We start from the raw sequence: 19,951 nt of genomic DNA, 5'->3' as shown, positions 1-19,951 counted from the left end.
ACATCTGTTGCTCACCTGAAACATCTCTAAGGCTTTTTATGTATGTCGGACTGCGCCATTTATAGAATGGCTTAAACAATTTTCTTACCTACAAGTTTTTAGCAGGAAGTATTTATTTATGGACTTAATTAATATATGATAACAAGGAGAAATTTAAAATGGAGATTAGTAGTACATTATACTTGGAAAAGCATGCTATATTACATGTTACTTTCCATTGCTGTATACTTGCTTCACGACTACTTTGAACTATTGCATCTGCACTTACCGTTCAACACTATTACTGCCTTAAGTACTGCACTGGCTATATTCTTAGGTTTCAAAAACAACAACGCGTACGACAGATGGTGGGAAGGCAGAAAGATATGGGGGCTATTAGTAAACTACAGCCGCGCATGGACACGAGAGGTTATCACCATGATAATGTCAGAAGATATTGATCAGGTAACGGAGGTAACACAACTCCAGCACCGTATGGTATACCGGCACATAGCTTTTGTGCATGCTTTGCGTGTCTTCCTTAGAAAGAAACATGCTTATAACGAAACAGGACAACAGGAAATGTTTGAAGAGGCTAATGATTACTCTGATACCATTTCTTTCCTTTCGCCCAATGAATATAAAGTCTTTTGCCAGAAGAACAACCCACCGAACTACCTTTTAGAGCTCCAGGGTGAAGACTTGAAAAGAGCATATAAAAAAGGCTGGCTCTCTGATTTTCGCTTTGTAAAGCTGGAGCAAACGCTGGTTGAGTTTAATAATATTCAGGGGCGCAGCGAAAGAATTAAAAACACGCCTTTTCCACGGCAGTATAGTTTCTTCTCCAGGGTATTTGTATTTATACACGCCTCACTTCTACCATTTGTGTTTGTAGAAGAACTTGGCTGGGCTGCCATGCCTGTTTCCGTTATTATCTCTTTTGTGTTTCTTTGTCTTGATTTAGTAGGGGAACGTGCTGAAGATCCGTTTGAAAACAGACTGGAAGATGTACCGCTTACGTCACTCAGCTTAACAATAGAAACAAATGTAAAGGAGCAATGGGGAGAAAAAGACTTTCCAGAAAAGCGACAAACTGGTGATGGAGTAGTTTTGTAAAAATGTAAAGCCGCATCAGAAATCAATAAAAATATAGCAGCCTCAAAGTAAGATACCTGCCTCAATTACCAGCAAGTTCTGAGGCATATTCTTAAAGGAAAACCGTTATATAAAAGCTTTCTCTAAGGCGCGCCAGCATTATGGTGCGCCTTTTTTATAAAGAGTTACTTATGCTATCAGCAGATAATGCTACTGTAAACCAATTAGAGCCTTTTCTGCCAACTTCTTTTTCTCTGCCTGTCCTATGATTTCTTAGCTCCCACATTTTCTAAACCCATAGAAAATAACTAATATTAATAACCTAAAACATCCTAAACTAAAATCTAACTTTAAAATGACAACACCTTTTACCAAAAAGCTCTGGCTATTGCTGCTGTTATTGCCCCTGATGGCTAGCACAGTACTGGCACAGCAACTGCCTGGTATCGCCTCCAAAACAGCAGGTATGAAGAAGTACCCAGGTTACTTTACTTTTTACCTTGATGAAGCTAACGGCAAAATCTGGTTAGAAGTAGACAAACTAAACAAAGAATTTCTGTATGTAAACTCTTTACCTGCCGGACTGGGTTCTAACGACATTGGTCTTGATCGCGGACAGTTAGACGGAGAGCGCGTAGTATACTTCAGCAAGCAAGGCCCAAAAATAATGCTGGTGCAGCCAAACCTTAGCTACAGAGCCTCAACCGACAATCAGAACGAGAAGCGGGCTGTGGAGGAATCTTTTGCTCAATCTATCATCTGGGGCTTTAAAGCAGAAGCAGCTGAAGGTGAAAAGGTATTGGTTGATGCTACAGATTTTCTTCTCCGCGATGCACATAACGTTATCGGCAGCATCCGCAGGACAAAGCAAGGCACCTATCGCCTCGACCCAAGCCGTTCCGCTCTGTACCTGCCCCGCACGAAGAACTTCGCAAAGAACACAGAGTTTGAAGCTACCCTTACCTTTACAGGAGGCGATGATGCCGGACGTTTTGTTTATGAGGTAGCTCCAGATGTACAGGCTCTTACACTGCGCCAGCACCATTCTTTTATAGAACTGCCAGACAACAATTATACGCCTCGGGTTTTAGACCCACGTGCTGGCTTCTTTGGTATTACTTATTTTGATTTTGCCACGCCTGTTGGGGATGATATTGAAAAGCGGTTTATAGCAAGACATCGCCTGCAAAAGAAAAACCCATCAGCTGCAGTGTCTGAGCCGGTAAAGCCTATTGTATATTATATTGACAATGGCGCTCCTGAGCCTATTCGTAGCGCTCTGCTGGAAGGCGCCCGCTGGTGGAATCAGGCCTTTGAAGCTGCTGGTTATAAAAATGCTTTCCGTGCAGAAATACTACCTGACACCGCCGACCCGATGGACATTCGCTATAATATGATTCAGTGGGTACACCGCAGCACACGCGGCTGGTCTTATGGCTCGTCTGTAACAGACCCTCGCACCGGAGAAATTATTAAAGGACATGTAACCTTGGGCTCCCTCCGTGTGCGCCAGGACTATCTGATTGCGGAAGGGTTACTGGCTCCATACAAAGAAGGAAAGCCTGCCTCCGATGAAATGATGACGATGGCATTGGCACGAATCCGGCAGCTTTCGGCACACGAACTAGGCCATACGCTGGGCCTGCAGCACAACTATGCCGCCAGTGTAAACAACCGTGCTTCTGTCATGGACTACCCACACCCACTGGTGCAGCTTAGCAACAATGGACAAATAGACCTTGCTAATGCTTACGACACCGGCATTGGTGAATGGGATAAAGTGGCTGTTACCTATGGCTACCAAGACTTTCCGGAAGGCACAAATGAAAAATCTGCCTTAGATAACATATTACAAAACAGTATTAACAGTGGTTTACAGTTTATTACTGACCGCGACTCGCGCGCTACTGGCGGTGCCCATCCACAGGCTCACCTTTGGGATAACGGCCCGGATGCTCCAGAAGAATTAAAGCACGTGCTGGAAGTACGCAAGCAGGCACTGCAGAACTTCTCAGAAGAAAATATAAAAGAAGGAATGCCCTATGCACTACTAGAAGATGTGTTGGTGCCAATTTACAATTACCATCGCTATCAGACGGAGGCAACAGCCAAACTGGTAGGTGGTGTAAATTATACCTATGCCTTGCGTGGCGACGAGCAAACTATTACAGAACCACTTGATAAAAAGACGCAGCAAAAGGCACTGGATGCCTTGCTGGCAACACTACAGCCAGATGTATTAACAGTGCCGGAGCATATAATAAAGTTAATTCCGCCACGCCCGCCAGGTTTCCGCACAACACGTGAATTGTTTAATAAACGTACCGGCCTTACATTTGACCCTCTGGCTGCGGCAGAAGCCTCTGCAGACTTTACAGTTAGCATGCTTTTACACCCCGAGCGTACAGCAAGACTCGTAGAATTACAAGCCAGAGGTAATAGCCTTGGACTAAACGAGGTAGTGGACCAGTTAGTGAAAAATACTTTTAAAGCCCCTCGTAAAGATGGCCTTGCAAGTCAGGTACAGCAGCAAACGGAGCAGGTAGTGCTTACTCACCTGATAGCTTTGGCAAACAACGAAGGCACTTCTTACGGTGCTCGTGCCGAAGCTAACCTCGCTCTTAACAACCTTAATGATTATCTGAACAGGCAAACCCGCCGCATGGGCGACAGCCCTTACAAAGCTCACCTGGTTTATGCCATGAAGCGTATTGAAAATCCTGAAATGGCTCCTGTAAAACTTCCAGAGCATAAGGAACTGGCTCCTGGAGCTCCTATCGGAAGTGGTGCTGAGTTAGGTTGTGAGTAAACGTACAACTGCATCATAATTCATCGTAATAAGCCGCCCCTGTCTGTAGTACACTGACAGGGGCGGCTTTGTTTATGTTGCTACAATTGATTAATATTATCTGTCAACTCTAAACCAGCCACGATAGGTAAATCACACGCTTTCCCGTACTTTTGAGGATAAAAATATTTTACTTAAAAGGCGGTCGCAGCTTTACCTGATAATTTCACCAGTCAAACCTGCCTTTAGTAGCCTTAGAATGATATGGAACCAAAGAGAATAAATAAATTTATCAGTGATACCGGCATCTGTTCCAGGAGAGAAGCAGACAAGCTTATCGAGCAAGGTAGGGTAACCGTGAACGGAAAGATGGCTGAAGCGGGCACTAAAGTAACACTTAAAGACAAAGTACGGGTTGATGATCAGTTACTGAGCATACGTGAAGAAGCGCCAGTTTTTCTAGCTTTCAACAAGCCTGCACACATGTCTGCCACTACTGACCAATCGGTGCGGGACAACATCATCAGGGCCATCAATTATCCTGCGTCACTATTGCCTGTTGGTCGTTTAGAACGCGAAGCAGAAGGTCTTATCTTCTTAAGCAACGACAGCGACTTGGTACGTAAGATAACAAAGGCTGACAATAGATACGAGAAAGAGTATATTATAACGCTAGACAAAATAATCACACCCGATTTTCTAACACAAATAAGTGGTGGAAGTACTGCTGATCCAGAGGAAAGAAAGACAAGAACTTTTGTAGTTAAAGAAGGCTCTGCACGTTTTAGGATTGTACTGGAGCCGGGGACTAATCACAACATTAAAAGAATGTGTGAGGATTTAGGATATAAAGTAATCCATTTACAAAGAACACGCATCGCAAACATTACGCTGGCTAAACTACCAACCGGCCACTGGCGCATCTTATCTGAACCAGAAATAGAAAGTTTAAATGAGGTATTATCAGGCAAAACCTTAAAAAGCACAGGCAGCAGAAACAGAGGTACAGGTGTAGTGCCAGGTGAGGAACGAAGTGCCAGAACGAATGCACCAAAAAAGAAGGATCCCTTTAACAAACCAGGCAAAACCACTTCCCCAAAGGGCAAACAGATAAGCTCCAGAGGGTCAAGGGGTGCAGCGAAGGGAACTGCAAAAGGTGGATTTGGCAATAAAAACGGTACAAGAGGAGGCTCCGGTAAAAACGCTTCTACCAAAGGACCGTCTAAAAGAACCCGTTAAAGACTTACTCTTTAAAGTGAGTTAGATATGGACAAAACTAATCTTCTGTTTCTGATATGTTTCAATTGTAAGCAAAGGGAGGTAACAAGAGTATGTACTACTCGTTACCTCCCTTTGCTTTTATGGTATCGCCGTAAGATTTATATGCTAACTCAATTTTACAGAAGCACTTTATCAAACGTAGATTAAATGATTATATAGAAGTTTAACCTTCCCAGGTGCCCATTTTACCTAACTGATAATCCCGGAAAGCTTCTCTTATTTCCTCTTCAGAGTTCATTACAAAAGGTCCATGAGACACGACAGGCTCATTATAAGGTTGCGCGTGACCAAATAATAAAACTGCATCTTTCAGGGCTTCCACGGTTACTTCATCGCTGTCATTTGCAAATTCCACTAATGTTAGCTTATCAGCTGTATCTCCGTTTACCTTTACTTCTCCTCTTACCACATAGAAAAAAATATTTCGCTCTGCTGTCACCTTTGTTGTAAAGGCACCTCCCGCTTTCATATCTATGCTTGTCATGTGTATATCGCTCAAGGACGTTATAGGCCCCTCTACATCGCCCCAATTGCCTGACACCACATTTACTTTTACTTTACCCTCGTCTTCTGTCACAGTTGGAATCTTGTCTTTCTGCAAACCAATGTATTTAGGCTCAACCATTTTGTATTTAGCCGGTAGGTTAAACCATAGCTGAAGTATCTCAAGTGGCCCTCCCTCCTGCTTAAACCTATCAGACGAAATTTCGGCATGAATAAGCCCTCGTCCGGCAGTCATCCACTGAATTCCACCTGCTTCAATCACACTTTTTCCGCCCCCTGTGTCCTGGTGCATAATATCACCCTCCAGTATAAAAGTAAGTGTCTCAAAGCCACGGTGCGGGTGCGGCCCGAAAGGCAAACCATTATTATTCGGTTTATAGGTCTGCGGCCCGTGGTGGTTCAGGAACAGGAAAGGATCAATGTACTCAATCTCACGGGTTGGCAAAGCTCTGTAAGTAACAAGATCACCCACAGGAGCATTTACAGCCTTATATTTTCTTTTAATGTTTCTCATAAGTTAGTTATAATAACACATATTTAATGTATGTACATTTAATTAGCAAGTAATGTACCAGATTTATTTGTGCCAGGCTGATTACAAATTAGAACTCCTTTAACAGACACATTAAGCAGATTGCTCAAAGAAATTACATTAAGCGCTTATAAAAGCATACGATTACTTTTATAGATTAATAGCAAACTAAAAGCTTTTAAAGCTCCTCTCTTGTTACAGAAGCTTTCCTAAAACCATTGATCAAGAAAAAAGCCATTTCGCATTTCCAGCAAAATGGCTTCTAATAACCCTAAAAGATATATTTTATGCATTAAACAAATCAGACGAAAGATAACGGTCTCCCCGGTCGCAGATAATGCAGACAATAACGCCATCTTCCAGTTCTTCTATCAGCTTAGTAGCGGCAAAAACAGCTCCTCCACTACTCATACCAGCAAAAACACCTTCCTCCCTGGCAAGTCGTCGTGTCATGGCAATGGCATTTTCCTGCGACACATCTATTACTTTATCTACTCGCTCTTTATCAAATATCTTTGGCAGGTACTCCTGCGGCCAACGACGGATACCAGGGATTTGAGAACCTTCTACTGGCTGTGTTCCAACAATCTGCACCGCTTCATTCTGCTCTTTCAGGTAGCGGGAAACGCCCATAATAGTGCCTGTCGTACCCATGGCCGATACAAAATGCGTAACAGCACCTTGTGTATCCCGCCATATTTCAGGAGCGGTTGAGTGGTAATGTGCCATGTAGTTATCAGGATTAGCAAACTGATTCAGCACCAGGTATCCTCCTTTGTTTACCTGCTCATTCACATAGTCAATAGCTGCTTCCATTGAGCCTTCTGCAGGCGTCAGGATAACTTTAGCACCATAAGCCTCCATTGTTTTAACCCGCTCCTGCGTGGCATTAGCAGGCATCACTAATTCTATTTCAAAGCCAAACAAGCGAGCAATCATAGCCAGGGCTATTCCAGTGTTACCACTGGTCGCTTCAATTAGCTTCATACCGGGTTTTAACTCACCACGGTCTAATGCCCCCTTTATCATACCGTAAGCGGCACGGTCTTTCACACTGCCACCAGGGTTGTTACCCTCCAGCTTTGCCAGAAGCTTTACGTTGGGTTTTGAAGAAATATTTTTTAGTTCTACAAGCGGCGTATTGCCTATAAAATCAAGTAAAGAAGACATATCAATATGTTTATTTGCTCAGTCTTTTTCAGTGCTACCTGGTAGAGCTGGCCTGTTCTTATATAAAAATTCATCTGAATGATGTTGCAAATATAAGGATTGTAGCGGCCAATGCTCGTATACCGTTCAATTCAAATCATAGTTATACCTACCTGAGTTATTACAGTTCTTTCACCAGCAGTTGCTCCTACTAAAAATTTGCACTGGCACTGATATACTTTTAATAATTCTTACAAACGCTACCGTTGCATAGAAAAAAACTTAACCTAAGTTCATTAACATCAAGTCAATAAACCATCACCAAAGTCGATAACTTATCATCCCTGTACCTGCAACACAACATATGTTAGCTCTTTAAACAACAGTAATTTACACGCATAATTTAGCCTTGAAGATAGCAGCAATACTTAATTTTTTATTAAAAAGATCTTTAGTTATATCTCAGAATAAGAGATTATAGCTATCTTGAAAAGATATTGACTAATTAATATTGATGAAAAAAATATTCTCTCACCTTACTTTCCAGGTCATAGTTGCCATTATAGTTGGTGTGCTTGTAGGTATTTCGTTTCCTGGCTTTGCCCCGACTGCCAAACTTATCAGCCAGACATTTATTAACCTGATCAGTATGCTTATTGCTCCTATCATTTTCTTTACCATTGTGCTGGGTATAGCACACATGGGAGACATGAAGAAAGTAGGAAAGGTGGGCGGAAAGGCATTACTCTACTTCGAATTAATCACCACTTTTGCCATTGCTATTGGTGTTGTGGTAGCAAATGTGCTTCAGCCTGGCAATGGCGTGCATGTACCGGCAAACACCGATGCCTCGCAAGTACAGGCTTATACCGGCAATACCACAGGAATAAACTGGGGTGAATTTGTTGCTCACATCGTGCCTCATAACATTTTTGCATCTTTGGCAGAGGGCGATATTCTACAGATACTGTTCTTTGCTGTGTTGTTTGGCTTTGGCTTAAGCAAAATGGGGCCGAGCGGCGCTTCTTTGCTCGTTACTTTCGACAAAATAGCCAAAGTATTCTTCAACATTATGAAGTTTGTCATGAAACTGGCTCCTTTAGGTGCTTTTGGGGGTATGGCTTATACAGTGGGTACTTATGGGTTGGAAACACTTCTGCCAATGGGCAAGCTTATGCTGTCTGTGTACCTGACTATGGCCTTATTTATTTTCGGAGTGCTTAACCTGATCTGCTACCTCTTTAAGTTCAGTCTCTGGAAATACCTGAAGTTTATCCGTCAGGAAATACTTATAGTACTAGGGACTTCTTCTTCTGAGTCTGTTTTACCTAGTATGATGCAGAAGATGGAGAGGTTCGGCTGTTCCAAATCTGTGGTTGGTCTTGTTATACCAACTGGATATTCCTTTAACCTGGACGGCACTTCTATTTATCTTTCCATGTCAGTTATTTTTCTGGCACAGGTATTCAATATAGACCTTTCGCTAGGGCAACAATTAACTATTATTGGTGTACTGATGGTAACATCTAAAGGGGCAGCCGGGGTAACAGGAAGTGGTTTTATAGTACTGGCATCTACCCTATCTGCACTGCAGGTAATTCCAGTAGAAAGTATTGCTATTTTACTGGGAGTAGACCGTTTTATGTCTGAAGCCAGAGCCATTACGAATATGATCGGCAATGGGATTGCTTCTGTCGTGATAGCCAAAAGCGAGGGCGAGTTTAATGAAGCGTTATACCAGGCTGCTACTTATCAGGAAACAGACCCAACTAAAATTGAGCAGGATGAGCCTCCTGTAAACATAGATCAGATAGCCTAGGCTTTCTTTTCCGAAAATCTCTGGAAGAAAAAAAGCCTGCTGAATTTAAACTTACAGCAGGCTTTTTATTGCTATAACCCAACTATTGCTTTTTTAACAGGTTTAAAAGTTCTTTTGCAACTCCTTCAGATGATGCCGGATTCTGGCCTGTAATCAGCAGACCATCCCGTACAACATGTGGCTGCCAGTCATCAACTTTAGAATAGTTGCCTCCCAATTCTTTTAGTTTTTCCTCTACCAGAAATGGTACAACCTCCGTCAGTTTTACACCCTCTTCTTCTGAGTTTGTAAAACCAGTTACGTTCTTACCTTTCACCAATGGTTCTCCATTCGGTCCTTTCACTCTTGCAAAAACAGCTGGCGCATGGCAAACCGCAGCAACGGGTTTATATTGCTTCGCAAAGCTTTCGATCAGGGCAACAGACTCATCGCTGGCTGTCAAGTCCCATAAAGGACCATGGCCGCCCGGGTAGAAAACTGCATCAAAATCATCTGCTTTTACTTCACTTAATTTTATCGTGTTCTGCAGCTTATTCTGAAGTTCCTGGTCTCCGTTATATCGCTTGGTAGCTTCTGTCTGTGCACCAGGCGCCTCACTGCTAGGGTCTACAGGAGGCTCTCCACCTAATGGTGAAGCGATGGCAATGTCTGCACCAGCATCCGCCAGTACATAATATGGCGCTGCAAACTCCTCCACCCAAAAACCTGTTTTTTTGCCTGTCTCTCCTAATTCTGCGTGTGATGTAAGCACAAATAATACTTTCATAGTTTATGTTATTATAGTTCGTGATAGTTACTTAATTTATAATTCTATACGGGTATACTTAATACAACTCAAAAAGGTAGGTTAGCAGAACAATTGACTTAATGAGATCATCAGTAAGTATTAAAACATTTCTTTTAGGAATGTTGAGATTACGAGGTATAAAAATACAGTAACTGATAAATTAGCTTTTGATGATGAATATCATATTTATCTTAAAGCTCTTCCCATACTTTTACATCCATAAGGTGGACAAAAAACAACCAACCAACTATCATGGAAAGAACATTAGAAAACAAAGTAGCCATTGTAACAGGAGCCAGCTCAGGTATTGGGGCAAGTGTCGCTAAACTATATGCTGCTCATGGGGCTAAAGTCGTAGTATCTGATATAAATGAGCAAGGTGGTGAAAAAATTGTGCAACAGATAAAAGAGAAAGGCGGCGAAGCTGTTTTTGTAAAAGCAAATATTGGACAAGCCTCTGATAATGAAGCGTTAGTTAAAGCAGCACTTGATATATATGGCAGACTAGATATTGCCTGTAACAATGCGGGTATTAGTTCTCCTGCCGCTTCCATAGCCGATACAACGTTGGAAGACTGGGATAAGGTGATTTCTGTTAACCTAAGCAGTGTCTTTTATGGTATGAAGTATCAATTACCAGCCATGTTACAAAATGGAAAAGGTGCTATCATAAATATGTGCTCTATATTAGGGCAGGTTGGTTTTGCGACGGCCTCCCCTTACGTGGCCAGTAAGCATGGCGTGTTAGGCCTTACCAAAAACGCGGCATTGGAATACTCCGCACAAGGAATACGAATAAACGCGGTTGCACCAGCTTTTATACAAACACCACTTATTCCGCACGACACTGAAACGCAGCAAGTACTACTATCAAAACACCCTATTGGTCGCTTAGGTGAGCCAGAGGAAGTAGCAGAGATGGTTTTATGGTTAAGCTCAGACAAAGCTTCTTTTATAACTGGCGGTTACTATCCTGTAGATGGCGCTTACCTGGCACAGTAGTTCTTCAATAAACCTTTGGTTTAGATAATATATCATTAAACAAGAAAGGACGATCTTCAAGAGATTCGTCCTTTCTTGTTTAAAAAGCATGTTAACTATTACTATTGAGCAGCAGTTACTCTCCAGATTATATTACCGGCATCATCAGACACAAGCATTGCTCCATCAGGAAGTACAGCGATACTTACAGGCCTTCCATAAACGTCAGAGTCTTCCCTGTCTGAGATAAAACCAGTCAGAAAGTCTTCAGGCTCACCGGAAGGTTTTCCGTTGGCAAATGGCACAAACAGTACTTTATAACCAGAGAATGCGGAGCGGTTCCAGGAACCATGCTGACCGACAAAGGCTCCGTTATGATATCTGTCTGGAAAAGCATCGTTATCATAAAAAGCTAAACCCAACGAAGATGTGTGAGAACCTAAAGGCACATCAGGTACTATCGTTTTCTTTACAAGATCAGGGCGCTCTCCTTTTCTGCGTGGGTCAATGTTCTGCCCGAAGTAAGCATATGGCCAGCCATAAAAGCCTCCTTCCTGCACACTTGTCAGGTAATCCGGCACTAAATCATCCCCAAGGTTATCTCTTTCGTTTACAGATGTCCAGAGCGTGTTCGTGGTCGGTTCAAAGTCTATTCCTACAGGGTTTCTAAGTCCGCTGGCATAAACACGTTCACCTGAACCATCAGGATTTATTACTAATATATTGGCACGGCGTTCTTCTTCCTCCATGCCATATTCGCCCACATTACTGGCTGAACCAACAGATATGTAAATCTTGCCATCTTCCGGGCCAAGAATAAAGTTACGGGTCCAGTGATGGTTATAGCCGCCTGCAGGCAGGTCCAGAATTTTCTCTCCTTTAGAAGTAATTTTTGTTTGTCCTTCTTTATAAGGATAACGCACAATTCCATCGGTGTTGCCTACATAGAAATAACCGTTAAGCACCAGCATACCATAAGGTTGGTTTAGTCCGGTCATAAACACTTCCTGTAGATCAGGTTTACCATCATTGTTCGTGTCACGCAGAAGGGTTATCTGGTTAGCGCTTTTTTCTTCGTCATCCGACTCGGCTATAAAGATATCATTGTTGGGCGCTAAGTATATATTCCGGGGGTGCTTAAGTCCGTCTGCAAACTTTGTTACTGCAAAGCCTGCAGGGGCTTTAGGAGTCTCGCCCTCAGACCATCCTACTATGTTTGAGCGCTTTTCAGCGTCATGTGTCGTATCCGGAGCAGGTAGGCTCAACTGACCTACTTCTGTATTCACTACATCGGCTGAGTCCTTAGGAGCTGAGTTAGCACCTGCCGTACTGTTTTCGGAGTTACTACTGGAGCTACAGCTAAAAAATGTTGCAGCCAGTCCTCCGATTATACATAAAGGTATTCTTTTCATGTCTTCAATAATTGCTAGGGTTTTGAAAGTTAATTTTACGTTGTCTGAAACATAATATGTTACTATTATTTCATGCAGTTATTGAAGATCTGCTGCTTTTACTTATCTGGAGGAATATTATTAAGTGTTCCTACATGTAGGTTAGCATTTTAGCCAGGTTAGCAGAGTTGCCTTAAAACAATCATCTTTGAAGAGCGATAAAAGAGTTAAATGATAAGCAACAGTACCAGTGTTTCCAATGTCTCCTATCCCTTAAGTTTCAAAAGAAGTCTTGCTGGCAAAGCTTTCCCATTTATCCAGTTCCTGTTGCATTTTCTGCAGCTTTGCTCTGATCACATCAAAAGCGAATTTTCCCAATGGAAGGTGCAAGGGTAGATTATCTGTGTTTACAAGCTCCATTAAGACTTTAGCAGCTTTGGCAGGGTCTCCTGCCTGTTCGTTATGCCCTGCCCGCATAGAGGCTGTAAAAGCTCCAGCCGTAGTATCATACTCTTTTATATGTTTTTTAGCTGCTTTAATACCAGCCCCAGCAAAGTTTGTCCGGAGCGGACCTGGTTCTACAATAGTTACCTTGATATTGTAAGGTGCTACCTCCTGCGCCAGTGCTTCACTCATGCCTTCCAATGCAAACTTGCTGGCATTATAAGCGCCAAAACCTGTGGTGCCTCTAAAGCCGGAAGTAGACGACATCTGCAGGATATGCCCCTGCCGTTGTGCCCGCAGGTATGGAAGCACGGCCTGCGTTACCTGTAAAGCTCCATAGAAATTTGTTTCCATTACCTCCCTGTACTCTTCTAAAGAAACTTCTTCGACAACGCCTAGTAATCCAAAGCCTGCATTATTCACCACTATATCAAGCCTGCCAAAATGCTTGAAAGCAGCCTCTACAATAGCCTTTACTCCATCCGGGCGTGTTACATCGAGCATATAAGCAAAAGTATTACCCGGTTAGATTGCATTAAACTCTTCTATCTGCTTTACCTGTCTTATGGTACCTATCACTTTATCACCTGCACTGGCTGCTTCCGCAGCCAATGTTCTTCCAAACCCACTTGATACGCCTGTTATAAATCAAACTCTTTCCTTACTTGCCATTTTCTCTTTTACTATTATTTATAATCATTCATCTATTACAGAACAAATTCTGTTAGTATTGTACACCCTTATCTCCTTTAAGAGCCAGCACTACTAAGCCTAAAAGTAAAATGTTTAATTTCTTCATTTTTATAATATTAAATACTGATTCTAAAATAACCTTCTTCAGAACTGAACAAATAAACACTACTCTGAAGTTGTTATATCTTCCATTTTGTCCCTCTTGTACGAACAGAATTATTACCTGCTGGCATTATAGTTTTATCTTTGCCTAAATAATCAGTTATTTAAATTTTGAATAAGCTTTCCCGCAAGATCATCCATATTGATATGGACGCTTTTTATGCGTCGGTGGAGCAGCGCGACAACCCGGAACTGCGTGGCAAACCTGTGGCCGTAGGAGGTTCAAGAGCAAGAGGTGTAGTAGCCGCAGCCAGCTACGAAGCAAGGAAGTTTGGAGTGCATTCGGCACTTGCCTCTAAAATTGCAGCACAACGCTGCCCACAACTAGTTTTTGTAAAACCACGCTTTGATGTTTATAGTGCTGTGTCACGCCAGATACGGGAAATTTTTTACTCCTACACAGACTTGGTTGAACCGCTGTCGCTGGATGAAGCCTATCTGGATGTAACAGAAAACAAGATAGGCATGCCATCAGCCAGTATCATAGCAAAAGAAATAAAAAAAAGAATTCTAGAGGAAACTGGTCTTACAGCTTCTGCAGGAGTATCTTTTAATAAATTTCTGGCTAAGCTTGCTTCTGACATGAACAAGCCAGACGGTTTTACCCTGATAACACCGGATATGGCTGAAGAATTAGTGGCCAACCTGGCAATAGAGAAATTTTATGGCATTGGTAAGGTTACTGCAGCTAAAATGAAAAGTATGGGCATAACCACAGGCGCTGACCTTCGGGAGCGAACAGAGGAAGAGCTTGTGCGGCATTTTGGCAAAGTAGGTCGTTACTATTACCACATTGCCCAAGCTCAGGACGAACGTGCTGTACAACCTCATCGCATCCGAAAGTCGATTGGGTCTGAGCATACTTTTGAAGTGGACTTAACGGAGGAAGAGGACATGCTCGCCCAACTGGAACGCCTGGCACAGGAAGTAGCACAAGACATGGCCAGGCTAAATGCAGAGGCTAAAACTGTAACTTTGAAAATCAAATACTTTGATTTCACCTTGAACACACGCAGCAAAACTTTCCTTAGCTGTATCAGTTCTGCTGATGCTGTTCTTACCGTAGCACGTGACTTGCTTCGCACTCCACAATTACCACAGTTCCCGGTACGCTTACTTGGCATCTCTGTATCAAGCCTTTTTTACCAGCAAGACAAGCAGGAAGGTTATCAGTTGACTTTAGAGTTTTAAAAGGGGAATACTTATTCATACACCACACCCTTTTCCTGTTTCACCCCATTTATTTTTTGATCTCCTGCCGATGTAGTTCTTTTGAAGAAAAGAAAACATAATGGCTTCATATAAATTGCATCATATTAAACTTCGCTTTTGGCAACAATGGTTGCTCCACAGCTTATTACTGTGGGCAGTATTAACTTTATATGATCTATGTGATTACTGGGTTAGGATTCAGAACGAGGGGTATTTCATTTTCTATGAAGATGGCTCTCCTCTAACTGTTGGTCGTAGATTTTACAACCAGGTTGTTTATGATTGGCTTTGGACCGGAGTTCTGGTCGCTGTTTATTTTGTTGAAACCGCTTACCACATCGCTTTTGGCAGGCTGAAGAAAGGCTACAAAATCATAGGAATCTTTTTGGGGATTGCTTGTGTCATTTTTTATGGAGTTGATGCTTACATTCATTACAATATGAATGGTTTTGTTGTGTGGCGCAGGTTAGTGGCACCTTTCTACCCAATCTTACTTTCAGCTGTCTATGCGTTTATGTATGTCGTAGCACGTCACTACATACACCAAAGAATTAATAGTGCTGAGACACTATCTGAACAATCCTTAGCAGAACTTAAGGCTTTAAAAGCACAGGTAAATCCTCACTTCTTCTTCAATACCCTAAACAGCCTCTATGGTACCGCCTTAGAAGTAAACGCCCCACATACGGCGGAAAGTATAGATCAGCTAGCTGGGATGATGCGCTATACCATGAATGAAGCCGAAAAAGATTATACTTCCATTACAAACGAAATAAAATTTCTTGAAGATTACCTGCACCTGCAACGGCTGCGTCTACCCAATAGAAATAATATAAAGTTGAAAACAGGAACAAGTTACGACGGCAAGCCCTGCACCATTGCTCCTATGCTGCTGATTCCATTCATAGAAAATGCCTTCAAATACGGCATTAGCATCGATCATATTTGTTGGGTGCACATACAGCTGAATATTAAAAATCAACAGTTACTGCTTCTAGTTGAAAATAGGATACTAAAGGAGCACAGTGTTTCACAAGGCCAAGGCACAGGTATCGAAAACACACAAAAACGCCTCCGGTTACTTTACCCTGACCAACACAAGCTCACCATCAGCCAGACAGATGCTTTTAAAGTTGAACTTCACATTGAGCTCCATTTATAACTATTAGGCCCAATATTATGAAAAAGCTATTTTTTATATTTTGTCTGTTGGTAACAAAAATCCTAGAGCCCAGATGATTTTAAAAGGCGAATTCTCTCATGCCAAACCTGGAGAAAAAGTAACGGTTAATGTACCCTACGATGTGTGGTATCATAAACAAAATTCTAAAGAAACTACAGTAAATTCCAAAGGAGACTCTATGTTAAGCTGCCTGTCGAGAAGCCGCAAATTATCTTTTTAGAATATTCCGAAGTAAGGCTGCGCTTATATGCTGAGCCAGGAAAAACACTGGTAATACAGGCCGATGTGCAGGATTTCAAAAACTCTCTCAAGTTTAAAGGTCAATTGTGCAAAGAAAACAAGTTTTACTACGAATCAGGGTTAACATTCTTCAAACTATATCCGCAGCTATGGAATGACACCCTCACCTCTCCTGATGTGATACTCGCTTCTATGCGAAAGAGCCAATTAGCCGCTACAGAAAAACTTAAGAAAGCACGCATTAGAAATGTAAAATTTACTCAGCTAACTGCTGCAGATATCTCTTATTTTGCACCCAGCAAACTATTCGACCTGATTTTCAAGAACAATGCGTGGAGCGTTGGCAAGGCCTCCGAGTATTCAAAGCAGAAGTGGTTGCAAGCTTTAAAAGAGTCTTATGCCAGCCTGCCTCTCTCCAACTCCGCTGCAATCGGAAGTTACCACTATGGTCAAACTATTGCCTATTACCCTCGCTTCCTGGAGATGTCCTTTTCCAAAGAAGAAGACTTTATAAAACTGACAGAAAAAGTATTTCAAAAGCCCTTTATGGAAGTTACCAAAGAAATGAAATCCAAAGGAAAAAGGTTTGGGGAATATAAAGTGATAAACTATAGCCTGAAAGGCCAAGCTCTTGAAAGCGCCCTCTCATCCTTGATAATAAATGGCGTTGCAAGTGGTGAATTAGCATACTTGCCAGAAGCTTACAAGGATTTTAAGAGCAGATTCCCTAACAGTACCTACTTAACCCATGTGCAGAAAGTAATACAGCCACTCCTGGAAAAAACGCCACATAATCCTGACTCTGAAATAAAGTTTGATGCGGACTCAAATCTCTACAACACTTTGGAGGAAGTATTGGTACAAAACAAGGGGCGTGTGGTGTACGTGGATATGTGGGGAAGTTGGTGCGGTCCGTGCCGCGAAGAGTTTAACTATACTGCAGCTCTGAGAGAACATTTTAAAGGCAAACCGGCAGATTTTGTCTATATTGCTTTTGAGCACAGTATAGAGCCTGAAAGAACCTGGAAAGAAGCGGTAGTCTTCTATAATGTTAAGGGTAGACATGTTTTGGGAAATACGGTATTGCAAGAATACTTCAGGAACCTGTATGCTAACAAGGGCATCCTAACTTTTCCATCATACTTGCTCGTGAACAAGGAGGGCAATATTGTAAATGTACACGCCGAGCACCCCTCTGCCGTAAACAAACTCTACTTCCAGATTGAAGAACTACTAAAATAGCCTAAATCAACACACCGTTGCTCCACTGCATTGCCATAGACGACGAACCTATTGCCCTGAACATTATTCGGGCACACGCTGAGAAAGTAACTTTTCTTAAATTAGAAGCTGTTTTTGCAAGCGCCACCGAAGCCCTCGTTTATGTACAGCAACAAAAGGTTGATCTTGTTTTCCTGGACATCAACATGCCCGATTTATCGGGGATAGAGTTTGCTAAAATTACAGGAGCAAACTCTAAAATTATTTTCACCACGGCTTATCCAGAATACGCTGTACAAGGCTTTGAGCTGGCCGCTACCGATTACTTGCTCAAGCCGATTAGCTTTGCCCGGTTTCTGCTAGCCTCTACCCGTGTACAGGAGCAGCTAAATTTAACCACCGCTGGCAGTCAACCAGCACTCGACAATTTCCTTTATTTAAAAGACGGCTATAACATGGTGCGAATTAACCTTGATGAGTTGCTTTACATTAAAGCCGACGACAACTACCTCACTTTCTATGAACCACAGCGTCGCATTGTTACCCGCATGAGGCTATCTGAAGCTATTAAGAAATTGTCAAGAAAGCCATTCCTCCGCGTGCACAAATCGTATATTGTTTCTCTTTCAAAGATTGAAAAGATTGAGCGGCACCAACTGGTAATAGCTGCGATGCCTATACCTGTTTCCGGCAATTACAGACAGGAACTCTGGCAAAGGCTGGCACTGTCGTAATAAAAATCTAACTAAAGCATGAATTGAGTCTTGAATTTTAATTAAGTTATCTTATACAAAAGGCATAAGTATGCCGCTACACTACAAGATAATGAAATAATTACCTTAACTTTGCAGTCCATAAGACTTAACCTAACTTATGGCTACTAAATATATTTTTGTTACAGGGGGCGTTACCTCCTCACTCGGTAAAGGTATCATCTCCGCTTCTCTTGCTAAATTGCTGCAGGCAAGGGGCTTCTCTGTAACCATTCAAAAATTTGACCCTTACATTAACATTGACCCAGGCACCCTGAATCCTTATGAGCACGGTGAGTGCTTTGTAACAGAAGATGGTGCCGAGACGGACCTTGACTTGGGGCATTATGAACGTTACCTGAACATACCCACTTCTCAGGCTAACAATGTAACCACAGGCCGTATTTATAACCATGTTATTACGCAGGAACGCGAAGGCGCCTACTTAGGTAAAACCGTTCAGGTTATTCCACACATCACCGATGAAATTAAGCGTCGTATGTTGCTGCTTGGCCAGTCTGGTGAGTTTGACATAGTAGTGACGGAGATTGGTGGCTGTGTGGGAGATATTGAATCTTTGCCGTTTATTGAAGCTGTAAGGCAGTTGCGCTGGGAACTGGGCGTGCATGAGTCATGTGTTATTCACCTGACACTGGTGCCTTACCTGAAAGCTGCCGGTGAGCTTAAAACAAAGCCAACACAACATTCTGTACGTGATCTGTCAGAAGCAGGTGTACAACCAGATATATTGGTTTGCCGCTCTGAACATCCTATACCGTCTGATTTGCGTCGTAAGATAGCCCTTTTCTGTAACGTAAAGCAGAATTCTGTTATAGAGTCTTTGGACGCTGAGACTATTTACGATGTGCCTTTGCTTATGCGTAAGGAGAAGCTGGATGAGCGCGTTATCAGCAAGCTGAAGCTTCCACACAAAGCTGATCCGAACCTGGATAGCTGGAAAGAATTCTTGGGTCGCCTCAAAAATCCAACTGCTGAAGTTAATATAGCTTTAATCGGTAAATACGTGGAACTACCGGATGCCTATAAATCAATTATAGAATCTTTTATTCATGCTGGTGCAGCCAATGAGTGTAAAGTGAACCTGAAGACATTCCAGTCTGAAAATATCAATCCTGATAACGTGGCTTCTCTTTTAGGGAGCATGGATGCCGTGCTGGTAGCTCCAGGCTTTGGGGAACGCGGATTTCAGGGTAAGCTGGACTCTATAAAATACATCCGTGAGAGCAACATTCCGTTCCTGGGGATTTGCCTCGGTATGCAATGTGCCGCAGTAGAGTTTGCCCGAAATGTACTTGGCCTGGAGAATGCAGCCTCTACAGAAATGAACCCGGAAACGCCTCATCCTATTATAGATATGATGGCTGACCAAAAAGAAATCACACAAAAAGGCGGTACCATGCGATTAGGTGCTTATACTTGTGAACTAAAAAAAGGTTCAAAGGCTTATTCTATTTACGGGAAAGCTAAAATTATTGAGCGTCACCGACACCGTTACGAGTTCAACAACAAGTACATAGCTGATTTTGAAAAAGCTGGTATGGTGGCCTCTGGAATAAACCCCGATACTGGGTTAGTTGAAATCATTGAGTTACAGAACCACCGGTGGTTTGTGGCAGTGCAGTATCACCCGGAGTTAAAGAGCACCGTACTGAACCCACATCCACTTTTTGTGAAGTTCATAAAAGCGGCTATAGATTATGCTAAATCGAAATAAGCA

General features: G+C 42.4%; 16 protein-coding genes. 11 read left to right on the top strand and 5 right to left on the bottom strand.

The genetic code is table 11. From position 1 onward, the window contains the following. Positions 1–135 precede the first annotated feature (135 nt). The 3 genes from LN995_RS16505 to LN995_RS16495 all read left to right on the top strand — a co-directional run bounded on the left by LN995_RS16505 (position 136) and on the right by LN995_RS16495 (position 5,101). A complete protein-coding gene (locus LN995_RS16505) occupies positions 136–1,095 on the top strand; it encodes a bestrophin family protein (RefSeq protein ID WP_262910507.1) in 960 nt (319 codons plus the stop codon). A 334-nt stretch (positions 1,096–1,429) separates the two neighbouring features. Next, entirely contained in the window at positions 1,430–3,883 is a 2,454-nt protein-coding gene (locus tag LN995_RS16500) for a zinc-dependent metalloprotease (RefSeq protein ID WP_229962188.1), read from the top strand. Positions 3,884–4,126: 243 nt separating this feature from the next. After that, the gene (locus LN995_RS16495) at positions 4,127–5,101 is read left to right on the top strand and encodes a pseudouridine synthase (protein ID WP_229962187.1); all 975 of its coding nucleotides are present in this window, start codon (positions 4,127–4,129) and stop codon (positions 5,099–5,101) included. Between the two features lie 205 nt (positions 5,102–5,306). Here the strand turns inward: LN995_RS16495 and LN995_RS16490 are convergent, their stop codons facing one another. Further along, a complete protein-coding gene (locus tag LN995_RS16490) occupies positions 5,307–6,161 on the bottom strand; it encodes a pirin family protein (protein ID WP_229962186.1) in 855 nt (284 codons plus the stop codon). 303 nt (positions 6,162–6,464) lie between these two features. Further along, positions 6,465–7,349, bottom strand: coding sequence for a cysteine synthase CysM (gene cysM / locus LN995_RS16485; protein ID WP_229962185.1), 885 nt, complete (start codon positions 7,347–7,349; stop codon positions 6,465–6,467). Positions 7,350–7,842: 493 nt separating this feature from the next. On the opposite strand from cysM, the gene dctA reads away from it, so the two are divergent. Next, positions 7,843–9,147 (top strand): C4-dicarboxylate transporter DctA, encoded by a 1,305-nt coding sequence (gene dctA / locus LN995_RS16480; RefSeq protein ID WP_229962184.1) that lies wholly within the window; start codon positions 7,843–7,845, stop codon positions 9,145–9,147. 82 nt (positions 9,148–9,229) lie between these two features. Here the strand turns inward: dctA and LN995_RS16475 are convergent, their stop codons facing one another. Further along, positions 9,230–9,913 carry a type 1 glutamine amidotransferase domain-containing protein gene (locus LN995_RS16475; protein ID WP_229962183.1) on the bottom strand — a complete coding sequence of 228 codons (684 nt, stop codon included), beginning with the start codon at positions 9,911–9,913 and terminating at the stop codon, positions 9,230–9,232. Between the two features lie 273 nt (positions 9,914–10,186). Between LN995_RS16475 and LN995_RS16470 the strand changes: the two genes are divergently transcribed. Continuing rightward, positions 10,187–10,936, top strand: a complete 750-nt coding sequence (locus LN995_RS16470) for a glucose 1-dehydrogenase (protein ID WP_229962182.1) — start codon at positions 10,187–10,189, stop codon at positions 10,934–10,936. Positions 10,937–11,037: 101 nt separating this feature from the next. Here the strand turns inward: LN995_RS16470 and LN995_RS16465 are convergent, their stop codons facing one another. Then, the gene (locus LN995_RS16465; protein WP_229962181.1) at positions 11,038–12,327 is read right to left on the bottom strand and encodes a PQQ-dependent sugar dehydrogenase; all 1,290 of its coding nucleotides are present in this window, start codon (positions 12,325–12,327) and stop codon (positions 11,038–11,040) included. Positions 12,328–12,579: 252 nt separating this feature from the next. Continuing rightward, on the bottom strand, positions 12,580–13,254 hold the full coding sequence (locus tag LN995_RS16460; RefSeq protein WP_229962180.1) for an SDR family NAD(P)-dependent oxidoreductase: 675 nt from the start codon (positions 13,252–13,254) through the stop codon (positions 12,580–12,582). Positions 13,255–13,315: 61 nt separating this feature from the next. Here LN995_RS16460 and LN995_RS16455 point away from each other — a divergent pair, with 61 nt between their 5' ends. From LN995_RS16455 to LN995_RS16430, 6 genes are all read left to right on the top strand, one after another. Beyond that, complete coding sequence (locus LN995_RS16455) at positions 13,316–13,519, top strand: hypothetical protein (protein WP_229962179.1); 204 nt, start codon at positions 13,316–13,318, stop codon at positions 13,517–13,519. 197 nt (positions 13,520–13,716) lie between these two features. Then, positions 13,717–14,796 (top strand): DNA polymerase IV, encoded by a 1,080-nt coding sequence (dinB, locus tag LN995_RS16450; RefSeq protein ID WP_229962178.1) that lies wholly within the window; start codon positions 13,717–13,719, stop codon positions 14,794–14,796. A 100-nt stretch (positions 14,797–14,896) separates the two neighbouring features. After that, positions 14,897–15,979: a sensor histidine kinase gene (locus LN995_RS16445; RefSeq protein WP_229962177.1), complete on the top strand. Its 1,083-nt coding sequence runs from the start codon at positions 14,897–14,899 to the stop codon at positions 15,977–15,979. Positions 15,980–16,324: 345 nt separating this feature from the next. Next, positions 16,325–17,482, top strand: coding sequence for a TlpA family protein disulfide reductase (locus tag LN995_RS16440; protein ID WP_229962176.1), 1,158 nt, complete (start codon positions 16,325–16,327; stop codon positions 17,480–17,482). 17 nt (positions 17,483–17,499) lie between these two features. Continuing rightward, positions 17,500–18,195: a LytR/AlgR family response regulator transcription factor gene (locus LN995_RS16435; RefSeq protein WP_229962175.1), complete on the top strand. Its 696-nt coding sequence runs from the start codon at positions 17,500–17,502 to the stop codon at positions 18,193–18,195. A 139-nt stretch (positions 18,196–18,334) separates the two neighbouring features. Beyond that, positions 18,335–19,948: a CTP synthase gene (locus tag LN995_RS16430; RefSeq protein ID WP_229962174.1), complete on the top strand. Its 1,614-nt coding sequence runs from the start codon at positions 18,335–18,337 to the stop codon at positions 19,946–19,948. Positions 19,949–19,951: the final 3 nt, after the last annotated feature.

The sequence above is a fragment of the Pontibacter silvestris genome (genome assembly GCF_020907275.1).
Taxonomy (GTDB): domain Bacteria; phylum Bacteroidota; class Bacteroidia; order Cytophagales; family Hymenobacteraceae; genus Pontibacter; species Pontibacter silvestris.
The sequence above is the reverse complement of the archived record's forward strand: the minus strand, read 5'-3'. Positions and strand labels throughout refer to the sequence as shown.

Excerpts from the sequence above, each read along its gene's own strand:
- LN995_RS16505 (WP_262910507.1), top strand. The coding sequence starts at position 136 with ATGATAACAAGGAGAAATTTAAAATGGAGATTAGTAGTACATTATACT.
- LN995_RS16500 (WP_229962188.1), top strand. The coding sequence starts at position 1,430 with ATGACAACACCTTTTACCAAAAAGCTCTGGCTATTGCTGCTGTTATTG.
- LN995_RS16495 (WP_229962187.1), top strand. The coding sequence starts at position 4,127 with ATGGAACCAAAGAGAATAAATAAATTTATCAGTGATACCGGCATCTGT.
- LN995_RS16490 (WP_229962186.1), bottom strand. The coding sequence starts at position 6,161 with ATGAGAAACATTAAAAGAAAATATAAGGCTGTAAATGCTCCTGTGGGT.
- cysM (WP_229962185.1), bottom strand. The coding sequence starts at position 7,349 with ATGTCTTCTTTACTTGATTTTATAGGCAATACGCCGCTTGTAGAACTA.
- dctA (WP_229962184.1), top strand. The coding sequence starts at position 7,843 with ATGAAAAAAATATTCTCTCACCTTACTTTCCAGGTCATAGTTGCCATT.
- LN995_RS16475 (WP_229962183.1), bottom strand. The coding sequence starts at position 9,913 with ATGAAAGTATTATTTGTGCTTACATCACACGCAGAATTAGGAGAGACA.
- LN995_RS16470 (WP_229962182.1), top strand. The coding sequence starts at position 10,187 with ATGGAAAGAACATTAGAAAACAAAGTAGCCATTGTAACAGGAGCCAGC.
- LN995_RS16465 (WP_229962181.1), bottom strand. The coding sequence starts at position 12,327 with ATGAAAAGAATACCTTTATGTATAATCGGAGGACTGGCTGCAACATTT.
- LN995_RS16460 (WP_229962180.1), bottom strand. The coding sequence starts at position 13,254 with ATGCTCGATGTAACACGCCCGGATGGAGTAAAGGCTATTGTAGAGGCT.
- LN995_RS16455 (WP_229962179.1), top strand. The coding sequence starts at position 13,316 with ATGGTACCTATCACTTTATCACCTGCACTGGCTGCTTCCGCAGCCAAT.
- LN995_RS16445 (WP_229962177.1), top strand. The coding sequence starts at position 14,897 with ATGGCTTCATATAAATTGCATCATATTAAACTTCGCTTTTGGCAACAA.
- LN995_RS16430 (WP_229962174.1), top strand. The coding sequence starts at position 18,335 with ATGGCTACTAAATATATTTTTGTTACAGGGGGCGTTACCTCCTCACTC.